The sequence below is a fragment of the Roseivirga sp. genome (genome assembly GCF_965216855.1).
GTDB lineage: Bacteria > Bacteroidota > Bacteroidia > Cytophagales > Cyclobacteriaceae > Roseivirga.
Genome location: NZ_OZ244204.1, coordinates 1,477,208 through 1,497,367 on the forward strand (window position 1 = coordinate 1,477,208; position 20,160 = coordinate 1,497,367).

18 protein-coding genes and 4 tRNA genes are annotated in these 20,160 nt (G+C 41.7%); 5 read left to right on the top strand and 17 right to left on the bottom strand.

Annotated features, from left to right (window positions below):
* Window positions 1-15: 15 nt before the first annotated feature.
* The 15 genes from rpsL to ACOOEY_RS06775 form a co-directional block, all read right to left on the bottom strand.
* Window positions 16-396: a 30S ribosomal protein S12 gene (rpsL, locus tag ACOOEY_RS06705; protein ID WP_068221218.1), complete on the bottom strand. Its 381-nt coding sequence runs from the start codon at window positions 394-396 to the stop codon at window positions 16-18.
* A gap of 196 nt (window positions 397-592) precedes the next feature.
* Window positions 593-916 carry a DUF3467 domain-containing protein gene (locus ACOOEY_RS06710; RefSeq protein ID WP_420387905.1) on the bottom strand — a complete coding sequence of 108 codons (324 nt, stop codon included), beginning with the start codon at window positions 914-916 and terminating at the stop codon, window positions 593-595.
* Between the two features lie 3 nt (window positions 917-919).
* Complete coding sequence (rpoC, locus tag ACOOEY_RS06715) at window positions 920-5,227, bottom strand: DNA-directed RNA polymerase subunit beta' (RefSeq protein ID WP_420387906.1); 4,308 nt, start codon at window positions 5,225-5,227, stop codon at window positions 920-922.
* Between the two features lie 45 nt (window positions 5,228-5,272).
* A complete protein-coding gene (rpoB, locus tag ACOOEY_RS06720; protein WP_420388640.1) occupies window positions 5,273-9,142 on the bottom strand; it encodes a DNA-directed RNA polymerase subunit beta in 3,870 nt (1,289 codons plus the stop codon).
* A 188-nt stretch (window positions 9,143-9,330) separates the two neighbouring features.
* Window positions 9,331-9,714 (bottom strand): 50S ribosomal protein L7/L12, encoded by a 384-nt coding sequence (rplL, locus tag ACOOEY_RS06725; RefSeq protein ID WP_420387907.1) that lies wholly within the window; start codon window positions 9,712-9,714, stop codon window positions 9,331-9,333.
* 40 nt (window positions 9,715-9,754) lie between these two features.
* Complete coding sequence (rplJ, locus tag ACOOEY_RS06730) at window positions 9,755-10,288, bottom strand: 50S ribosomal protein L10 (protein ID WP_420387908.1); 534 nt, start codon at window positions 10,286-10,288, stop codon at window positions 9,755-9,757.
* 2 nt (window positions 10,289-10,290) lie between these two features.
* Window positions 10,291-10,989 carry a 50S ribosomal protein L1 gene (gene rplA / locus ACOOEY_RS06735; protein WP_420387909.1) on the bottom strand — a complete coding sequence of 233 codons (699 nt, stop codon included), beginning with the start codon at window positions 10,987-10,989 and terminating at the stop codon, window positions 10,291-10,293.
* Window positions 10,990-11,000: 11 nt separating this feature from the next.
* A complete protein-coding gene (rplK, locus tag ACOOEY_RS06740) occupies window positions 11,001-11,444 on the bottom strand; it encodes a 50S ribosomal protein L11 (RefSeq protein WP_420387910.1) in 444 nt (147 codons plus the stop codon).
* A gap of 1 nt (window position 11,445) precedes the next feature.
* Window positions 11,446-12,003, bottom strand: coding sequence for a transcription termination/antitermination protein NusG (nusG, locus tag ACOOEY_RS06745; protein ID WP_420387911.1), 558 nt, complete (start codon window positions 12,001-12,003; stop codon window positions 11,446-11,448).
* An 11-nt stretch (window positions 12,004-12,014) separates the two neighbouring features.
* A complete protein-coding gene (gene secE / locus ACOOEY_RS06750; protein WP_420387912.1) occupies window positions 12,015-12,203 on the bottom strand; it encodes a preprotein translocase subunit SecE in 189 nt (62 codons plus the stop codon).
* 22 nt (window positions 12,204-12,225) lie between these two features.
* Window positions 12,226-12,298, bottom strand: a tRNA-Trp gene (locus ACOOEY_RS06755).
* Window positions 12,299-12,503: 205 nt separating this feature from the next.
* Window positions 12,504-13,691, bottom strand: coding sequence for an elongation factor Tu (tuf, locus tag ACOOEY_RS06760; RefSeq protein WP_420387913.1), 1,188 nt, complete (start codon window positions 13,689-13,691; stop codon window positions 12,504-12,506).
* A gap of 80 nt (window positions 13,692-13,771) precedes the next feature.
* A tRNA-Thr gene (locus ACOOEY_RS06765) sits at window positions 13,772-13,843 on the bottom strand.
* A gap of 81 nt (window positions 13,844-13,924) precedes the next feature.
* Window positions 13,925-13,997, bottom strand: a tRNA-Gly gene (locus ACOOEY_RS06770).
* 88 nt (window positions 13,998-14,085) lie between these two features.
* Window positions 14,086-14,168 (bottom strand) — tRNA-Tyr (locus tag ACOOEY_RS06775).
* 298 nt (window positions 14,169-14,466) lie between these two features.
* Here ACOOEY_RS06775 and ACOOEY_RS06780 point away from each other — a divergent pair.
* Genes ACOOEY_RS06780 through frr form a run of 3 tightly spaced genes read left to right on the top strand, consistent with a single transcriptional unit; the run spans window position 14,467 to window position 16,243 of the window.
* The gene (locus ACOOEY_RS06780; RefSeq protein WP_420387914.1) at window positions 14,467-14,964 is read left to right on the top strand and encodes a biotin/lipoyl-containing protein; all 498 of its coding nucleotides are present in this window, start codon (window positions 14,467-14,469) and stop codon (window positions 14,962-14,964) included.
* 6 nt (window positions 14,965-14,970) lie between these two features.
* The gene (gene pyrH, locus ACOOEY_RS06785) at window positions 14,971-15,675 is read left to right on the top strand and encodes a UMP kinase (RefSeq protein ID WP_420387915.1); all 705 of its coding nucleotides are present in this window, start codon (window positions 14,971-14,973) and stop codon (window positions 15,673-15,675) included.
* Window positions 15,676-15,682: 7 nt separating this feature from the next.
* A complete protein-coding gene (gene frr, locus ACOOEY_RS06790; RefSeq protein ID WP_420387916.1) occupies window positions 15,683-16,243 on the top strand; it encodes a ribosome recycling factor in 561 nt (186 codons plus the stop codon).
* A gap of 42 nt (window positions 16,244-16,285) precedes the next feature.
* Here frr and ACOOEY_RS06795 read toward each other — a convergent pair whose 3' ends face one another.
* Together ACOOEY_RS06795 and ACOOEY_RS06800 are read right to left on the bottom strand one after the other, a co-directional pair.
* Window positions 16,286-16,708: a type II toxin-antitoxin system VapC family toxin gene (locus ACOOEY_RS06795; RefSeq protein ID WP_420387917.1), complete on the bottom strand. Its 423-nt coding sequence runs from the start codon at window positions 16,706-16,708 to the stop codon at window positions 16,286-16,288.
* Between the two features lies 1 nt (window position 16,709).
* Window positions 16,710-16,958: a DUF6364 family protein gene (locus ACOOEY_RS06800; RefSeq protein WP_420387918.1), complete on the bottom strand. Its 249-nt coding sequence runs from the start codon at window positions 16,956-16,958 to the stop codon at window positions 16,710-16,712.
* 241 nt (window positions 16,959-17,199) lie between these two features.
* On the opposite strand from ACOOEY_RS06800, the gene ACOOEY_RS06805 reads away from it, so the two are divergent.
* On the top strand, window positions 17,200-17,532 hold the full coding sequence (locus ACOOEY_RS06805; protein ID WP_420387919.1) for a PadR family transcriptional regulator: 333 nt from the start codon (window positions 17,200-17,202) through the stop codon (window positions 17,530-17,532).
* Window positions 17,529-20,156: an ABC transporter permease gene (locus ACOOEY_RS06810; protein ID WP_420387920.1), complete on the top strand. Its 2,628-nt coding sequence runs from the start codon at window positions 17,529-17,531 to the stop codon at window positions 20,154-20,156. Before ACOOEY_RS06805 ends, ACOOEY_RS06810 begins: the two co-directional genes overlap by 4 nt.
* Window positions 20,157-20,160: the final 4 nt, after the last annotated feature.

Consider the following 20,160-nt stretch of genomic DNA (forward strand, 5'->3'; position numbering starts at 1 on the left):
TATAATAGCGTTATCTTATTTTTTATCTTTTGGTCTTTTTGCACCGTATTTAGATCTTCTTTGCAGACGACCATTCACACCGGCAGTATCCAAGGCACCACGGATGATGTGATATCTTACACCCGGAAGGTCTTTTACTCTACCTCCTCTGATGAGTACAATTGAGTGTTCCTGAAGGTTGTGACCTTCACCAGGGATGTAGGCGTTCACTTCTTTTCCGTTAGTTAACCTTACCCTTGCTACTTTTCTCATAGCTGAGTTAGGTTTCTTTGGAGTAGTTGTATACACCCTAGTACAAACCCCTCTTCTCTGTGGGCAGCTATCCAAAGCTGGAGACTTCGACTTGGAAGTCAATTTTTTACGGCCCTTTCTTACTAGTTGTTGTATAGTAGGCATTTACAGAATTTTAGATTTTATTTTTCCTAGTTACAAATTTTGGACTGCAAAGGTAGTGAAAGAAGTTTTGTAAACAAACAGTTGCTATCAAATAAAAACGAACCCGTTTCCGACTGTCAACCGACTGTATTTTAGGCTTCTGACAAGAAAAAAGGGTTACCAAAGTAACCCTTTTATATGATCTCATTTGAGTCCTTTAAGCTTCTCCAACAGTGCCTCCGAAATTCATCGGAAACTTGGGAGGAGCATCGGCCTGCTTAATTTCCCCGAAATGGCTTTCGAACTTGTCGATATTGTCTTTCAGGGCGTATAGCAAACGCTTGGCATGTTCCGGAGTGATCACGATTCTCGACTTTACCTTAGCTTTTGGAACGCCAGGCATCATCTTAATAAAATCGATCACAAACTCGCTGTTCGAGTGGGCAATCATTGCCAGGTTCACATACTGGCCTTCAGCAATTTCTTCTGAAAGCTCAATATTTAACTGGTTCTGTTGCTTTTGCTCGTCCTTTTCAGCCATTGCTTAAAGTTCTACGCTTTGCTCTGTTTCTGAGTGATAAGCCTGCTGAGCAGCTTCGAGTCTTTCGAGCTCTTCTTTGCTACCTACAATCAGGTCATCATACTCTCTCATTCCGGTACCTGCAGGAATCAAGTGACCTACGATCACGTTCTCCTTCAGTCCATTCAAGGTATCGGCTTTACCTTTAATAGAGGCTTCACTCAATACTTTGGTAGTTTCCTGGAATGATGCTGCAGAAATGAAGCTATCTGTACCCAAAGATGCCTGAGTAATACCCTGCAATTTAGGTTTAGATACTGCTGGTTGTGCATCTCTCACCTCTACCAGTTTCAAATCGCGTCTCTTCAAGCTTGAGTTTTCATCTCTCAATTCTCTAGGAGTTACGATCTGACCTGGCTTCAGATTTTCAGAGTCACCGGCTTCAGATACCACCTTCATGTCAAGGATAGAATCGTTCTCTTCCATGAAGACGAACTTATCTGCTACCTGACCTGGAAGGAACTGTGTATCACCTGCATCGATGATTTCAACCTTCTGCATCATTTGCTTAACAATTACTTCAATGTGCTTATCATTGATCTTCACACCTTGAAGTCGGTATACCTCCTGAATTTCATTCACAAGATACTCCTGTACAGCTGTTGGTCCTTGAATGTTAAGGATATCATTTGGAGTAATAGCTCCATCTGACAAAGGATAACCTGCTCTCACAAAGTCATTATCCTGAACAAGGATGTGCTTAGAAAGTGGCACCATGTATTTCTTCTTCACACCGTCCTTAGACTCAATGAAGATTTCTCGGTTACCTCTCTTAATACCACCGTAAGTTACCACACCATCAATCTCAGACACTACTGCCGGGTTAGATGGGTTTCTGGCCTCGAATAATTCCGTTACTCTTGGTAGACCCCCGGTAATATCTCTCGATTTACCCATGGTTCTTGGAATCTTAGCCAGTGGCTGACCAACTTTAACTTTATCTCCGATATCTACTGACAAGTGAGCTCCTACCGGAATGTTGTATGACTTAGAGTCATCCTTATAGTTCACAATCACCGCAGGGTTCTTGTTCTTGTCTTTAGTATCTGTAATTACTTTCTCTCTGTGACCTGTCTGCTCATCGAACTCTTCTTTGTAAGTAATACCTTCTTCAATGGATTCGAAGTCGATAGTACCATCAAATTCAGAAAGGATTACAGCGTTGTACGGATCCCACTTACAAAGTTCCTGACCCTTTTCAACTTTATCTCCCTCTTTGACTTTCAATACAGCACCATAAGGCACGTGGTTAGAGATCAATACTTTCTTAGATTTAGGATCAATCACCTGAATCTCACCGGTACGTCCCATTACAATATTGATCTTGTTGCCTTCATCATCGGTAGTTGGCAATGATCTCAGCTCTTCGAATTGGATAACACCATCGAATTTAGCCTGAATCATGGCATCTACTGCAATGTTAGATGCAGTACCACCCACGTGGAAGGTTCTTAGTGTAAGCTGAGTACCTGGCTCACCAATTGACTGAGCAGCAATTACACCTACAGCTTCACCTTTTTGTACCATCTTGTTGGTAGATAAGTTTCTACCATAACATTTGGAACAAACACCTCTCTTAGATTCACAAGTCAATACTGATCTGATCTCTACATCTTCAATTGCTGACTCATCCAATTGCTCAGCAATTTTCTCAGTGAATTCTTCACCTGATGCAATGATCAGTTCTTCGGTAATTGGATCATATATATCGTGAACTGATACTCTACCAAGGATTCTTTCAGAAAGTGCTTCAACAACATCTTCGTTGTCCTTCAAAGCAGATACTGTAAGACCTCTGAGTGTTCCACAATCTTCTTCATTCACCACACAATCCTGTGCAACGTCTACCAGACGTCTGGTCAGGTAACCAGCATCAGCTGTTTTCAAGGCTGTATCGGCAAGACCTTTACGTGCACCGTGTGTAGAGATAAAGTACTCGAGTACATCCAGACCTTCTTTAAAGTTGGAAAGGATCGGGTTTTCGATAATGGCACCCACAGAACCTGCAAGGTTTTTCTGTGGCTTAGCCATCAAACCTCTCATACCACCTAACTGACGAATCTGCTCTCTTGAACCACGAGCTCCTGAGTGCATCATCATGTAGATTGAGTTAAAGCCCTGACGGTCTTCCTCCATCTCCTGCATCAATCCGTTAGTCAATCTGGTATTTACACGAGTCCAGATATCAATTACCTGGTTATATCTTTCATTATCCGTGATAAGACCCATCAGGTAGTTTTGCCAAACAGCATCTACCTCTTCTTTGGCGCTTTCAATCAGTCCGTCTTTATTCTCAGGAATGTGAATATCATCAAGACCCATTGAAAGACCACCCTGGAAAGCTGTCTGGAAACCAAGTTCTTTGATATCATCAAGGAATCTTGCTGTCTCAGCTACACCACAGATATTAACTACATTTTGAATGATCTTCTGTAGTTTCTTTTTAGTCAATAGCTCATTAACGAAACCTACCTGCTCAGGCACTGTCTGGTTGAACAGTACTCTACCAGCTACCGTTTCGATAGTCTTTTCTACCAACTCCTCATTTTCACGAACTTTGGTCTTTACATGAATGTAAGCATGCTTAGATAGTCTGCCCTCATTCAATGCAATGATTACTTCTTCAGCAGAATAGAATCTCATACCCTCACCTGCAACTTTGAAGTCATCAGTAGACCTTCTTCCCTTAGTTACATAATACAGACCCAAAACCATGTCTTGAGAAGGTACTGTAATAGGAGCTCCGTTTGCAGGGTTCAGGATGTTGTGAGAAGAAAGCATCAACATGCTGGCTTCCAATACAGCATCGTGTCCAAGAGGAACGTGAACAGCCATCTGGTCACCGTCAAAGTCAGCGTTGAAGGCTGTACATACTAAGGGGTGCAACTGAATAGCTTTACCTTCAATCAGTTTTGGCTGGAAGGCCTGAATACCCAATCTGTGCAATGTTGGAGCACGGTTGAGCAATACAGGGTGTCCTTTCAATACGTTTTCAAGGATATCCCAAACTACAGGATCTTTTCTGTCTACAATTTTCTTGGCCGACTTAACTGTCTTAACAATGCCTCTCTCTATCAGCTTTCTGATAATGAATGGCTTGAAAAGCTCAGCTGCCATGTCCTTGGGAAGACCACACTCATGTAGCTTCAATTCAGGACCTACAACAATAACCGAACGGCCAGAGTAGTCAACCCTTTTACCCAGTAGGTTCTGACGGAAACGACCTTGCTTACCTTTAAGCATATCACTCAAAGATTTCAGGGCTCTGTTACCATCTGATCTTACTGCATTTACTTTTCTTGAGTTATCGAAGAGTGAGTCAACAGCCTCCTGAAGCATACGCTTCTCGTTTCTCAAAATCACCTCAGGTGCCTTAATATCGATGAGACGCTTCAAACGGTTGTTTCTAATGATTACTCTTCTATACAGATCGTTCAAATCTGAGGTAGCAAATCTACCACCATCCAATGGCACCAATGGTCTCAATTCCGGTGGAATAACCGGTACCATTTTGATGATCATCCACTCAGGACGGTTTTCAATTCTGGTTTTGGCATCACGGAAAGCTTCTACTACTCTCAGTCTTTTCAAGGCTTCAGCCTTTCTCTGCTGAGAAGTATCAGTAGCTGCCTGGTGACGAAGAGCATAAGACATCTCGTCCAGATTCAATCTGGATAGCAACATCTCAAGTGCTTCAGCACCCATTTTCGCGATGAATTTCTGTGGATCATCATCATCCAACATTTGATTCTCACGAGGTAGTTTATCCAGGATATCCAGATACTCATCCTCAGTCAAGAAATCCATGTAGCTGATGCCTTCCTCTTCTTTGATACCAGGCTGAATCACAACATATCTTTCATAATAGATAATCTGATCCAGCTTCTTAGTTGGCAAGCCAAGAAGGTATCCTATTTTATTAGGAAGCGATTTGAAATACCAGATATGAGCAACAGGAACCACCAATTCGATGTGTCCCATTCTTTCTCTACGAACCTTCTTCTCAGTTACTTCAACACCACATCGGTCGCAGATAATGCCTTTATATCTGATTCTCTTATATTTTCCACAATGACATTCCCAGTCCTTAACCGGACCAAAGATTCTTTCACAGAACAAACCACCCATTTCAGGTTTGTAAGTCCTGTAGTTAATCGTCTCCGGTTGAGTTACTTCACCATGTGAAGACTCCAATATAGATTCCGGAGAAGCCAAGCTAATAGTGACTTTGTTAAAGTCGTTGTTAAGTTTTCTATTCTTTTTAAATGCCATAGCTTTTTTGATTCAATTTTGTGGCCGAAGCCAAATAAACATGCCTTAGTCTAGCGTAATTTCAAGGGCCAAACCTCTCAATTCGTGAACCAGTACATTGAATGATTCAGGAATATTAGGCTTAGGAATAGAATCTCCCTTAACGATTGATTCATACGCCTTAGCTCTACCAATTACGTCATCCGACTTCACGGTCAGGATTTCCTGAAGTACGTGAGATGCACCGAAGGCCTCAAGTGCCCAAACCTCCATCTCACCGAAACGCTGGCCACCAAACTGAGCTTTACCACCCAATGGTTGTTGCGTAATCAATGAGTAAGGTCCGATAGATCTGGCGTGCATCTTATCGTCAACCAGGTGACCCAGTTTCAACATGTAGGCAACACCTACTGTTACAGGTTGGTCGAATTTATGACCAGTCAGACCATCATACAGATAAACGCGACCTGCTTTCGGCAATCCTGCCGCAGTAAGTTCTGCATCTACCTCTTCCATACTGGCACCATCGAAAATTGGAGTAGCATATTTCTTACCCAGTTTTTCTCCGGCCCATGCCAGTACAGTTTCGTAAATCTGACCGATGTTCATCCTTGAAGGTACACCCAGTGGGTTCAATACGATATCCATTGGAGTACCATCCTCAAGGAATGGCATGTCTTCTTCTCTCACAATTTTGGCAACTACACCTTTGTTACCGTGACGACCAGCCATTTTATCACCTACTTTCAGCTTTCGCTTCTTAGCAATGTAAACTTTGGCCAATTGAACGATACCTGTTGGTAGTTCGTCACCCACCTCAATAGTGAAACGCTCACGCTTGAATTCACCAGCAATTTCGTTTCTCTTGATGTTGTAGTTTTTCACCATTCTAACGAGTAGCTCATTTGTCTTCTCGTCATCGGTCCAACCATCAAGGTTAAGGTCAGCAATCAGGTTCACTTCTTCCTGAACACTATAGTTACTTTCGTCTCTGTAGATGTTCTTCTCAGGGAAGAGGTTTTGTGAGATATTATTCTTATTGAATTTGACACCTTTAGAAATGATCTCATCTCCAAACTTGTGTTTCACACCTTGTGATACTTTACCATCAAGAAGTTCAACCAGTTTTTCAATCATTTGATTTCTAACAGCTGTCAGGTCTTTGCTGAATTGTGCTTTGAGTACTTCAACCTCTTTCTTAGACTTAGCTCTCAAGTCTTTGTCTTTCTTAGGTCTTGAGAAGAGTTTGGTATCAATCACAACACCTCTAAGTGAAGGCGAAGCTTTCAATGAAGCATCTTTAACATCACCGGCTTTGTCACCGAAGATAGCTCTCAAGAGTTTCTCTTCAGGAGTTGGATCTGTTTCACCTTTAGGAGTGATTTTACCAATCAGAATATCTCCCTCTTTAATTTCAGCACCTACTCTGATGATACCATTCTCATCAAGGTTTTTCACTGCTTCCTCACTAACGTTAGGAATTTCAGAGGTCAATTCTTCTTCACCACGCTTGGTATCTCTTACTTCAAGTTCGTATTCATCGATGTGAATTGAAGTAAACACATCGTCTCTTACTACTCTTTCAGAAATAACAATCGCATCCTCAAAGTTATATCCTTGCCATGGCATGTAAGCCACTTTAAGGTTTTTACCTAGAGCAAGCTCACCGTTTTGGGTTGAGTAACCTTCACAAAGTACTTGTCCTTTTTGTACCTTCTCACCTTTCAATACGATTGGCTTCAGGTTGATACAAGTATCCTGGTTGGTTCTTCTGAACTTGATCAGGTCATATGTTTTGTACTCAGAATCGAAGTTGACTAATTCGTCTTCATCGGTCTGATTGTACTTAATTATAATCTTAGCAGAATCTACGTAATGCACTACACCATTCTCTTCAGCAATCACTAAAGATCTGGAGTCTCTGGCAGCTCTACCTTCCAAACCAGTTCCCACAATTGGAGCTTCTGGTTTCAACAATGGCACAGCCTGACGTTGCATGTTCGATCCCATCAAAGCACGGTTTGCATCATCATGCTCAAGGAAAGGAATCAATGAAGCAGCCACAGAAACAATCTGGTTTGGCGCCACATCCATGTAAGTCAGTTCTTTTGGCTCAACCACAGGGAAATCACCTTCGAATCTCGCCTTTACTCTATCGTTGATGAAGATACCATTGTCCTCTAAAGGCGCGTTGGCCTGGGCAATGTTGTGAGTATCCTCTTCTTCAGCAGTCAAATACACTACATCTTCAGACATGTTCACTTTACCTTCAGTCACCTTTCTGTAAGGAGTTTCGATAAAGCCCATGCTATTCACTTTAGCGTGCACACAAAGAGACGAGATCAAACCAATATTCGGACCTTCAGGAGTCTCAATGGTACAAAGTCTACCGTAGTGAGTATAGTGAACGTCACGCACCTCAAAACCAGCTCTTTCTCTTGAAAGACCACCTGGTCCTAAAGCAGACATTCTTCTTTTGTGTGTAATCTCAGCCAATGGGTTAGTCTGATCCATAAACTGAGAAAGCTGGTTGGTTCCGAAGAATGAGTTGATTACAGAAGACAAGGTTCTTGCGTTGATCAAATCAACCGGCTTGAAGTCTTCGTTATCACGAACGTTCATTCTTTCTTTGATGGTTCTGGCCATACGAGCCAGACCTACACCAAACTGAGCATAAAGTTGCTCACCAACTGTTCTTACCCTTCTGTTTGAAAGGTGGTCAATATCATCGACAACTGCTCTTGAGTTGATCAAACCGATCAGGTACTTCACAATTGAGATAATATCTTCAGTAGTCAATACTCTTTTCTCTGAATCGATCTCCAGATTGAGTTTCTTGTTGATTCTGTATCGACCAACCTCACCCAAATCATATCTCTTATCAGAGAAGAATAGTGATTGTATAATATCTCTGGCAGTTTGCTCATCTGGCGCTTCAGTATTTCTCAACTGACGATAGATTTGCTCTACTGCTTCTTTTTCTGAGTTTGAATTATCTTTCTGAAGTGTATTATAGATAATAGTGTAGTCAGCGATGTTAATATCTTCTCTGTGAAGAATTACTGATTCTACATCAGCCTCGATGATCAACTCGATATCTTCTTCTGACAATACAGAATCTCTTTCGAGCAACACTTCATTTCTATGAATAGATACTACCTCTCCGGTATCCTCATCCACGAAGTCTTCTACCCATGTTCTAAGCACTCTTGCAGCCAGCTTTCTACCTACAGCTTTCTTAAGTGTAGTTTTCTTGGCAGCTACTTCTTCAGAAAGGCCGAACAGATCCAGGATATCTTTATCTGTTCCGTAACCGATAGCTCTTAAAAGCGTGGTTACAGGGAATTTTTTCTTACGGTCGATGTAAGCGTACATCACGCTATTCACATCCGTTGCAAATTCAATCCAGCTTCCTTTGAAAGGAATAATTCTGGCCGAATAAAGGGTAGTACCGTTTGTGTGCTTACTTTGAGCAAAGAACACACCCGGAGACCTGTGAAGTTGAGACACAATAACTCTTTCAGCACCATTCACTACGAATGATCCCTTTTCAGTCATATAAGGAATGTTACCAAGGAAAACTTCCTGTTCAATTGTCTCGAAGTCTTCATTGTCTTCGTCATTACAGGTAAGACGAAGTTTTGCCTTCAAAGGCACTGAGTAAGTCAGACCTCTATCGATACATTCTGAAACAGAATATTTCGGGGGATCGACCAAATAATCAATGAATTCTAATACGAAATTTTCTCGTGAATCAGAGATAGGAAAGTTCTCAGAGAACACTTTGAACAGTCCATCCTGAGTTCTTTTGTCGGCAGGGGTTTCTAATTGGAAGAAATCCTTGAACGACTTTATCTGCACATCAAGAAAATCAGGATAGTCTAATACTGATTTAATCGAAGAGAAATTTATTCTTTCTGATTGATTTGCTAGAATAGCCAAGGCCGTATAATTTTTGTTCTAAATAATTAAAATGCACTTAGACAGTGCTGAGGGAGTAAAACACCTCCCAAGTGTGTACAAACAGGAAAAGACCCGTGATCCCGACCCCTCCCGATAGCTATCGGGATCAGGACTGAGACCAGGGCCTGATCCATTGCCATAATTACTTATGGCTGTTCAAATTACTTAAGCTCTACTTCAGCGCCAGCTTCTTCAAGTTGCTTCTTAAGCGCTTCAGCTTCGTCTTTAGCAACTCCTTCTTTCACTGCTTTAGGAGCACCATCAACTACTTCTTTAGCTTCTTTCAATCCTAGGCCGGTCAATTCTTTCACAAGCTTAACTACAGCAAGTTTAGATCCACCTGGAGCCTTAAGAATAACATCGAATGAAGATTTCTCTTCACCAGCGCCTTCACCGTCACCACCACCAGAGGCAGGACCAGCTACTGCTACAGCTGCAGCTGCAGGTTCGATACCATACTCTTCTTTAAGGATATCAGCCAATTCGTTTACTTCTTTCACAGTAAGGTTTACCAACTGTTCTGCGAATTCTTTCAAATCTGCCATTTTATTAAATGTTATAAAGTTTTAAATCTTGGTTAAATAATTAGTTTTCACGTTCAGACAAAGTCTTAAGAATACCAGCAAGCTTGCCACCTGATCCTTTAAGACCAGAAATAACATTCTTCGCAGGAGATTGTAGCAAGGTAATAACCTCACCGATAAGCTCAGCTTTAGACTTAAGCTGGCTCAACATATCTAAATTCTCTTCTCCAATAAAAAGATCTGTGTCGATGGAAGCGCCTTTTAATACTGGAGATTGTCCGCCCGATTTTTTTCTAAATTCTTTGATCAATTTTGCCGGAGTATTCGCGTTTTCACCAGAAAACATCACTCCAGAAAACCCTTTTAATACTTTCTCATCGAAAGGCGTATAATCGGTGCTCATTTGCTCCAATGCCTTTGCGATCAAAGTATTCTTAACCACTTTGTACTCGATACCTTTCTCGAAGCACAGTCTTCTCAATGAGTTGGTTTCAGCTACCGACATTCCGGAAGCATCAGTGATATAGAAGTTCATATTGGCAGAAAATTTCTCTACCAATTCACCAATAACAACTGCTTTTTCTTCTCTAGTCATGATTATAGTCCGGAAATAGAGTTTTTATCTACTTTAATACCAGGGCTTTGCGTTGTTGAAAGGTTGATACTTCTAAAGTATGTTCCTTTCGCAGATGCAGGCTTCAACTTAGAGATAGTCTGGATCACTTCAATGGCATTGTCAGCGATTTTCTCCGGAGAGAAAGAAGCTTTACCAATACTGGTATGAATGATACCATACTTATCAACCTTAAAGTCGATTTTACCACCTTTAACATCCTGAACGGCTTTACCCACCTCAAGAGTTACTGTACCTGCCTTAGGGTTTGGCATCAAACCTCTAGGACCAAGTACTCTACCTAAACGACCTACTTTCGCCATAACAGTTGGCATAGTAATGATTACATCAATATCTGTCCAACCACCTTCTATCTTTGCTATATAGTCGTCAAGACCCACATAGTCAGCTCCGGCATCTTTAGCTTCCTGCTCCTTATCTGGAGTACAAAGCACCAACACTTTCACCTCTTTACCAGTACCATGAGGAAGGGCTACAACGCCTCTTACCATTTGGTCTGCTTTACGCGGATCCACACCCAATCTTATATCAATGTCTACTGAAGCATCGAAACTGGCAGAGTTTACCTCTTTCACAATTCCTGCCGCTTCAGCAAGCGCATATAATTTTGTTGGGTCATATTTACTTAAAGCCTCTTTTTGCTTTTTAGTTAACTTTCCCATTTGTTAAATCTTTAGTTTTCCCAAGGGGCTTTACCTGAAATCCTCAAACCCATACTTCTCGCTGTACCAGCTACCATTCTCATAGCAGATTCTACAGTGAAAGCATTCAAATCCGGCATTTTCACTTCAGCAATTTCTTTCACTTGAGCCCAAGTGACGCTTCCAACTTTGGCTCTGTTAGGCTCAGCTGAACCCTTCTTTACCTTAGAAGCTTCCAGTAACATTACTGGTGCTGGAGGAGTTTTAATTACAAAGTCAAAAGACTTATCAGAATAAATAGTTACGAGAACAGGTAAAACCTGACCCATTTTATCCTGAGTACGTCCGTTGAATTGCTTACAAAACTCCATGATGTTCAGTCCCTTTGAACCCAAAGCAGGACCTACCGGAGGAGAAGGATTGGCTTGGCCACCCTTGACTTGCAACTTCAGATAACCAGAAATTTCCTTAGCCATCTTAATCTTGTTTTTCGACTTGCATGTAACTTAATTCAACAGGGGTATTTCGGCCGAAGATCTTCACCATTACGTTCAGTTTTCTTCTTTCTTCAAATACCTCCTCTATAGTACCCGTAAAACCACTAAAGGGACCATCCATTACTTTCACGGTCTCTCCGACTATATATGGCGTATCTAGTTGTTCGTCAAACTCGTCAATCTCTTCAACCTTACCTAAGATACGGTCTACTTCTGGTTGACGTAATGGAACTGGCGGTGTGGAAGCATTGCCAGCAGCTTGACCTAGGAACCCTATGATACCTGGGATATTCTTAATTAAATGAACGACTTCACCGTTAGATAAATCGGCTTGAACCATGATGTAGCCCGGAAACATATTCCTGTCTCTCGATTTCTTCTTACCATTTCTGATCTCGAATACTTTTTCAGACGGGATTAGCACCTGTGGAATTTGCTCCGTGAATTTCTCCTGAACAATTTCGTTTTCCAGATACTCTTTTGCTTTACGCTCCTGGCCCGACACAGCCCTAACCATATACCATTTCAGTTCTGACATCGCTCCTTATCTTATAGGCCGTAAAACCATTCCATAACTGTATCAAAGCCCAAATCGATAACACCGATTACAAGGGCGAATATTAAAGAGGCCACAAGAACCAGCACAGAGCTACTTTGAAGCTCTGACAGTTTCGGCCAACTTACTTTGTGTCTCATCTCATCGTATGATTCACTCACAAAGGATACTAATTTACTCATTGGTTTTACTCCTCAATTTTTGCACGGGTGGTAAGATTCGAACTCACGACCTTTGGTTTTGGAGACCACTGCTCTACCAGCTGAGCTACACCCGTGTATCTCAAGATAATCAGTCAATCAACTGACCATCAATGTTTTACAATAATTTAGGAAACTTTTCTTTCCGAAAAGTCTATGCACAGCCGCTCGAGCACTGACCCAAAACGGGCTGCAAATGTAGATAAATTTAATTAATGAAACAAACGCGCCTTCGAAAAATCGAAAGGCGCGTTTGATATAAATTTATCTATTATTAGATGATTAGTCTAGGATTTCAGTTACCTGACCTGCACCTACGGTTCTACCACCTTCTCTGATAGCGAAACGAAGACCTTTCTCAAGAGCAACAGCGTTGATCAGGTTTACTTCGATAGTTACGTTATCACCTGGCATTACCATTTCGATGTCAGCAGGAAGTTTGATCTCACCAGTAACGTCAGTAGTTCTTAGGTAGAACTGAGGACGGTACTTGTTAAAGAATGGAGTGTGACGTCCACCTTCTTCTTTTGACAGAACGTAAACCTCAGCTTTGAAGTGAGCGTGAGGAGTTACAGACCCTGGCTTACAAATGATCATACCTCTTTTGATATCTGATTTCTCAATACCTCTAAGAAGAAGACCTACGTTATCACCAGCTTCACCTCTGTCCAAAATCTTACGGAACATCTCAACACCAGTAACAGTTGACTTCAAACCTTCGGCACCCATACCGATGATATCAACAGGATCACCTGAGTTGATTACACCTCTCTCGATTCTACCAGTAGCAACAGTACCACGACCAGTAATAGAGAATACGTCCTCAACAGGCATCAAGAAGTCTTTGTCAACCAATCTTTCTGGAAGTGGAATGTAATCATCCACAGCAGCCATCAGTTCTTCAACTTTCTCAACCCATTTAGGCTCACCATTCAATGCACCAAGAGCAGAACCCTGGATTACCGGAATGTCATCACCTGGGAATTCGTAGAAAGAAAGCAATTCTCTTACTTCCATTTCAACTAGCTCAAGAAGTTCTTCATCGTCAACCAAGTCAACTTTGTTCATGAAAACAACAAGAGCAGGTACACCTACCTGACGAGCCAAAAGAATGTGCTCTCTAGTTTGAGGCATTGGACCATCTGTAGCAGCCACAACAAGGATAGCACCGTCCATCTGGGCAGCACCAGTTACCATGTTCTTAACGTAGTCAGCGTGACCTGGACAGTCAACGTGAGCATAGTGTCTGTTAGCAGTTTGGTATTCAACGTGTGACGTGTTGATAGTAATACCTCTTTCTTTCTCTTCAGGAGCGTTGTCAATTGAAGAGAAGTCTCTTAGTTCAGCAAGACCCGTATTTGCTAGAACTGTAGTAATAGCTGCAGTTAAAGTGGTCTTACCGTGGTCAACGTGACCGATAGTACCAATATTAACGTGCGGCTTGGAACGGTCAAAGGTTTCTTTAGCCATGTTTGAAATTAGTTAATATTAATGTTTATATAATTCTACAATCAGGTATCCAACCGGATACTTCTTTAATTTCTTAAAAGAGCCAATGACGAGATTTGAACTCGTGACCTCTTCCTTACCAAGGAAGCGCTCTACCCCTGAGCTACATCGGCTTAAATAGTTAAAAGCTCAAGTTTCAGGTTTAAAGTATTGACTTGAAACTCGAAACCCTGAACTAACAACTCAAAGGATCGAGCGGGTGACGAGGCTCGAACCCGCGACCTACAGCTTGGAAGGCTGTCGCTCTACCAACTGAGCTACACCCGCTTGTGTACCGAAGCTTCAGCATAGATGCACAAGCACCTACATCAACTCTGGCATTTGCCTCCCTTAGCTAAAGCTTCGGAAGACTCTGTGGGGGGAGCAGGATTCGAACCTGCGAAGACATAAGTCAACGGATTTACAGTCCGTCCCAGTTGGCCGCTTTGGTATCCCCCCGATCAGTCTTTAAAAGAACGATATAAAAAAGCCTTTCAGCGAAAGGGAATGCAAAATTAGACCCTTTTTTATTTTATTCAAACATTTGCCAGAAAAAGATATTTCTTTTTCACCCCTCTATTAAATAGTGCCCTGAGGCTCAGGAATCAAGCTTTTTTGATCGGGTGCAAAGTTGAACAAATTATCCTGAAAGTCTAAGGAGTTTTACAGTTCCTAATTAAAATAGTTACCTATATTTGTGCGATTTGGAAGGGTAGATTTTACTGCTCTCATTAAGTCTCTGAACAAACCTGGATAAATGTATCGAACGGAAACTGCTGCGGGAGATCAAGTCGAAATTTCTTTTGAAGGAAAGCAACCCTTCATCAATGAAACTCCCGTTAATTGGTCAATCACTGAAGACGGTAATAAGAAGTACCTGATCTTTAAAGATCATAAGACTTTTAAGTGTGAAATACTCAGTCTCGACCAACTCACCAAGACTGCCGAAATCAAAATCAATAAAAGCATCTACCAAATAAGCCTGAAAGACAAAATGGATATCCTCCTGGAGAAAATGGGGATAGACATGTCGCTAACCAGTGCGGTTAATGACCTTAAAGCCCCTATGCCCGGGCTGGTCCTTGATATATTGGTATCCGTGGGAGATGAGATTAAGAAGGGAGATCAGCTGGTCATTTTGGAAGCCATGAAAATGGAGAATGTTCTGAAAGCGGCTGGTGAAGGAAAAATCAGCAGCATAGAAGTCAAAAAGGGCGATAGCGTAGAAAAGAATCAAGTACTAATAAAGTTTTAAAAGCAGATGTCTTATAAAAGGATACTCCTTAAACTAAGTGGAGAAGCTCTCATGGGAAAGCAGAGCTATGGAATTGACCCAGACAGATTAGAGCAGTATGCTCTGGAAATTGACCGGGTAAGAGAAAAAGGAGTTGAAGTAGCTATTGTTATCGGAGGCGGTAACATATATAGAGGTGTACAGGCAGAAGCCTCCGGTATCGATCGCGTTCAGGGAGACTACATGGGTATGCTGGCTACAGTAATCAATGCAATGGCCATCCAGAGTACATTAGAGAAACATGGTATGTATACCCGCCTGATGTCTGGTATTAAAATGGAAGCCGTTTGTGAACCATTCATTAGAAGAAGAGCTGTAAGACACCTTGAAAAAGGACGTATTGTTATTTTCGGAGCAGGGATTGGTAATCCTTATTTTACAACAGACTCCACTGCCAGTTTGAGAGCCATCGAAATTGAGGCAGATGTTGTATTGAAAGGAACCAGAGTAGATGGCGTTTATTCTGCCGATCCGGAAAAAGACCCGAATGCAGAAAGGTTTGAAAATCTTACCTTTGATGAAGTGATACAAAAAGGCTACAGTATTATGGATATGACAGCCTTCACGCTATGTCAGGAAAACAATGTACCAATCATCGTTTTCGACATGAATAAACCAGGCAACCTGGAAAGACTAATTGACGGAGAAAAAGTAGGAACCCTAATCAGTTAAAAATACGATGGAAGAGATTGAAATATATCTGGACACCGCCCGCGAAATGATGGAAAAAGCGGTAGCTCACACAAAAACTGAATTGTCCAAAATCAGAGCAGGTAAAGCCATGCCTAGCATGCTTGATGGTCTGATGGTAGAATATTACGGAACACCAACCCCTATTAACCAGGTAGCTTCCGTTTCAACACCCGATGCCAGAACCATTTTCGTAAAGCCTTGGGAAAAGTCGCTGATTGGCGAAATCGAGAAAGCCATTATCAACAGTGACCTGGGGCTTAACCCTCAGAACGATGGAGAAAACATTATCCTCAATGTGCCTCAACTTACAGAAGAAAGAAGGGCTCAATTGGCTAAGCAATCTAAATCGGTTACTGAAGAAGGAAAAATCAGCATTAGAAATGCCAGAAAAGAAGCCAACGATGAACTGAAAAAACTTCTGAAAGATGGTGTTTCTGAAGATGCGGTTAAAGGTGCCGAAGACGATGTTCAATCACTGACTGATAAATACGTCAAGAAAATGGATGAACTGTACGATCATAAAGAAAAAGAGATTATGACCGTGTAAGTCAGATTTACTTAAAAGAACACAAGGCGACCAATGGTCGCCTTATTTTTTAAATACATATTTTGACAAAAAGCCTTCCGAGCTTAATATTTCCAGGTCCGAAAAGTAAAAATCGGCTCCATTCTCAGAGACAATACAAGAACAGTCAGCATCAACAGCCGCATAATTCTGAAACCCATCCTCCAAATCGACCACTTTAGGATTATTGATAGCCGCCCTTACCGCTGAGTCATGAATAGGCGCAATGGAAAGGTAATTACTCAGAAGCTCAATTTTCTTTCTGGCCAATTTTGCTCCTGACTTTTTGGAAGAGAAATAGAAACCGATGGCCAGACACAAAGAGGATGAATACAACTCAAAGCCATCCTGCCCGGCTAAACTCAAAACTCTGGAAGAATGCGTAAACAGAGGATACTCCTTATTTAGTACAGAAACCAGAACATTGGCATCGATAAAGATTCGCAACTTACTTCTTCTCGTAGAAATCCGACTTTTTTAACTGACGTGGCCTGGTATGATATTCAGCCTCCCCCTCTGCTACAGCATTGACCCAATCTGCAATAGGCAAATCATCCAAAGCCTTATAATGATTAGAAGTAATTTGGCGATATAAAAACTCGGTTAGTCTGGAAAGACTAATATTATGCTGCTCTGCAAACTCTTTGGCAGATTGAATGACTTCCTTGTCAAAACTGAGTGTAACCTTGGCATCCACACTCTAATATACGACAAAGAAAAAAAGTTTATACGTATAAAATCCAATTTCTCTCCCTACAGCTTTTCAACAATTCAAGACATACCTGTAACAACTCAGGGAGTCAGGCTTTGAGCCAGGTCAATGATGGTTTATCTATGCATCGTGAAAATACGGATCAATCATATATTCTCTATTTGTATAAAAAAGCAATTTAGCCGTATCAATTTTTTATACATTTAATGAATAAATAAGATTTGAAATGAAAGGAACCAATCTGGGAGAGTTTGAAGAAATAGTTTTACTAACCATCGCAGCCCTGATAGACGATGCTTATAGTGTCGCCATTTGTGATGAAATAGAAAGAGTCACAGAACGAAAGGTAAAGCTCAGTGTTGTACACGCTGTTTTAAACCGACTCGACAAGAAAGGATTCGTCAAGTCTCATTTGGGAGAACCCACACAGGAAAGAGGTGGACGCAGAAAGCGTTTTTTCACAGTAACGCACGCAGGCAAAGTAGCCCTAACCAGAGCCAAGGAACAGCGAGATCAACTGTGGAGCCTCATTCCAGACTTTAACTTAAAGATTGTTTGAAAAAGAAAAAACCGATACCACCCCAATGGGCCGACCGCTTTTTAGAGTGGTATTGTAAAGCCTCCCTCTTTGAAGACTTACAGGGAGATTTATATGAACACTTCTACAGGCACATAGAAGAAAAAGGGACAAGAAAAGCCCGCATCATATTCATACTGAATGTGCTCAGGTTTTTCAGGCCCTACACGGTCAAAAAACTCAATATTCCTGATCAATTAACTCAAGTCATCATGTTTAAAAATTACTTCAAAACATCGCTGAGAAGCATTTCCAGAAATAAACTCTTCTCGGCCATCAATGTATTCGGCCTGGCCGTATCCATGTCTGTTTGTCTATTGATGATCTCCATCTTCACAGAGATCTCTAACTACGATCGTTTCCATAAAGAGGTAGACAACCTTTACAGGATCAACAACCTGCACCAGTATATGCAGGGAGAGCAAACGCGTTTTGCCTCAACTTCGCTCTACTTAGGCAACCGCATGAAAGAAGATGTACCGGGACTGGAAGCAATTACACTGATCCGTAATGGTGCAGGTGGCGATGCCACCGTTGAAGAAAACACCTTCCCTATTGACGCATTTTATGCCGATGAAGGCTTCTTTGACGTACTCACATTCAACCTGACCAGAGGTAACAGCAGCACTGCACTTCTTGAGCCCAATTCAATTGTGTTGACAGACGAAACAGCTGAAAAGCTTTTCAAGTCAGCCGATCCATTAGACCAGGTCTTAAAACTAGGAGATGAAGACTATACGGTAACTGGCATAGTCAAAAAGCCTCCCTTCAACTCACACATGAAATTTGAAGCACTGGTCTCTCTGTCTACTTTTGAAAAGCGGATGAACGCAAACCCAGATAATACCAACTGGAGCACCTTCGGAAGTATGTGGACGAACTATGTCTACTTTCGTCCCGAGAAAGGCGTAAGCCTCGAAGATATTCAGACAAGACTCGATGTCATTTGCAAAGAAGAAAGTGACAAGATGGAGCATACCACTATCCAAACTACCATTCAGCCTATCACCAACATCATGACCGGCCCGACCAATATTTCCAATCAGATTGGTAATAGTATGGGGGCAGAGGTACTTTGGGTACTGGCCGGTTTATCATTTATAGTCATTCTTTCGGCAGCCTTCAACTATACAAATCTTTCCATTGCCAGGTCACTAAGAAGGTCTAAAGAAGTTGGGATCAGAAAGGTGGTAGGTGCCAAACGTGGACAGGTATTCAACCAATTCATTGTTGAGGCCTGTATCATTTCTCTTGGTTCATTAATTATAGCCTATTTTCTTTTCTACCTGATTAAACCACTATTTCTTAGCCTCAACCCTCAGGTCGAAGATATATTGAGACTTCAGACCAATGCGAGTCAGATTATATATTTTATACTCTTTGCTCTTCTTGTTGGGGTGCTGGCCGGTCTCCTACCAGCGTTATTCCTTTCAAAGCTTAAAGCCATAAGCGTATTAAAAGCCGATACTAACACCAGGCTGTTCTCCAGAATTACCCTGAGAAAAACACTGCTGGTAGTTCAGTTCACCCTGTCACTCATCTTCATTATTGCCGCCTCCATCGCCAATAAGCAATTTAAGTATGCCATGAACTATGATCTTGGATTCAATACCGAAAACATTCTTAATGTGAACCTTCAGGGAAATGATCCTGCGGACATTGAGGCACTCTTCTCAAGAATACCTGAGATAGAACAAATCGCCAGAACCTCACATGTACTAAGCGTGGGGAGTACCTGGGGCACACAAATGTTTAGTGAAGATAAGCTGGACTCAGGTTCGGTCTACTACTCCAGAATAGACCATAGATATATCCCTATGCTTCAGCATCAATTCCTGGCGGGGTCGAACTTTCCGGCAAAAGATGCGGTCGAAAAGGAAGAGAGCATTATTCTGAATGAAAAAGCCATCAAACGATTCAACCTTGGTACACCTGAAGAGGCAATTGGTAAGATTGTGAAATTCGACAACGAGGACCTGATGATTATTGGGGTTGTTGAGGACTTCAACAATCAAACCATCCAGTCAGAAATCAGTCCCTTCGCCTTTCGACATAATCCACAGGAAGCCTATGTCTTAAGTCTGAAATTGAGATCCAATGACATAGTAGCTACCCGGGAGAAAATCAAAGCCGCCTGGGACGGATTCGATGAAATTCATGAATTCAGGGGTGGTTTTTATGAAGATAATATTGAAAGAGCCTATGAAGAGTTCTCCATACTCTCCACCATCATCGGCTTTCTGGCATTCCTTACTATCTGCATAGCATCCCTCGGTCTCTTAGGCATGGGCGTTTATACAGCCGAAACCAGACTAAAAGAAGTAAGTATCAGAAAAGTACTGGGTGCTTCTGAACAAAGCCTGGTTAAACTACTGTCTAAGAGCTTTATGTTGCTTCTGGTAATTTCAGCCGCTATTGCCCTGCCGCTAACCTATTTCCTGTTCGACTCGGTGATATTAGCAGAGCAAGCCTATCGTGCTCCAATCGGTATTGTAGAATTGACTTTAGGGGTGATCATTATTTTCATCATTGGCTTCGTAACTATAGGAAGCCAGACCTGGAAAGCTGCCAAAGCCAATCCGGCCAATACACTGAGAACAGAGTAGCACA

What these genes read in the sequence shown, in the direction of transcription:
- ACOOEY_RS06805 (WP_420387919.1), top strand. Translation starts at nt 17,200, where the DNA reads ATGAAAGGAACCAATCTGGGAGAGTTTGAAGAAATAGTTTTACTAACC.
- ACOOEY_RS06780 (WP_420387914.1), top strand. Translation starts at nt 14,467, where the DNA reads ATGTATCGAACGGAAACTGCTGCGGGAGATCAAGTCGAAATTTCTTTT.
- rplL (WP_420387907.1), bottom strand. Translation starts at nt 9,714, where the DNA reads ATGGCAGATTTGAAAGAATTCGCAGAACAGTTGGTAAACCTTACTGTG.
- rplJ (WP_420387908.1), bottom strand. Translation starts at nt 10,288, where the DNA reads ATGACTAGAGAAGAAAAAGCAGTTGTTATTGGTGAATTGGTAGAGAAA.
- rplK (WP_420387910.1), bottom strand. Translation starts at nt 11,444, where the DNA reads ATGGCTAAGGAAATTTCTGGTTATCTGAAGTTGCAAGTCAAGGGTGGC.
- pyrH (WP_420387915.1), top strand. Translation starts at nt 14,971, where the DNA reads ATGTCTTATAAAAGGATACTCCTTAAACTAAGTGGAGAAGCTCTCATG.
- tuf (WP_420387913.1), bottom strand. Translation starts at nt 13,691, where the DNA reads ATGGCTAAAGAAACCTTTGACCGTTCCAAGCCGCACGTTAATATTGGT.
- rpsL (WP_068221218.1), bottom strand. Translation starts at nt 396, where the DNA reads ATGCCTACTATACAACAACTAGTAAGAAAGGGCCGTAAAAAATTGACT.
- frr (WP_420387916.1), top strand. Translation starts at nt 15,683, where the DNA reads ATGGAAGAGATTGAAATATATCTGGACACCGCCCGCGAAATGATGGAA.
- rplA (WP_420387909.1), bottom strand. Translation starts at nt 10,989, where the DNA reads ATGGGAAAGTTAACTAAAAAGCAAAAAGAGGCTTTAAGTAAATATGAC.
- nusG (WP_420387911.1), bottom strand. Translation starts at nt 12,003, where the DNA reads ATGTCAGAACTGAAATGGTATATGGTTAGGGCTGTGTCGGGCCAGGAG.
- ACOOEY_RS06710 (WP_420387905.1), bottom strand. Translation starts at nt 916, where the DNA reads ATGGCTGAAAAGGACGAGCAAAAGCAACAGAACCAGTTAAATATTGAG.
- secE (WP_420387912.1), bottom strand. Translation starts at nt 12,203, where the DNA reads ATGAGTAAATTAGTATCCTTTGTGAGTGAATCATACGATGAGATGAGA.
- rpoC (WP_420387906.1), bottom strand. Translation starts at nt 5,227, where the DNA reads ATGGCATTTAAAAAGAATAGAAAACTTAACAACGACTTTAACAAAGTC.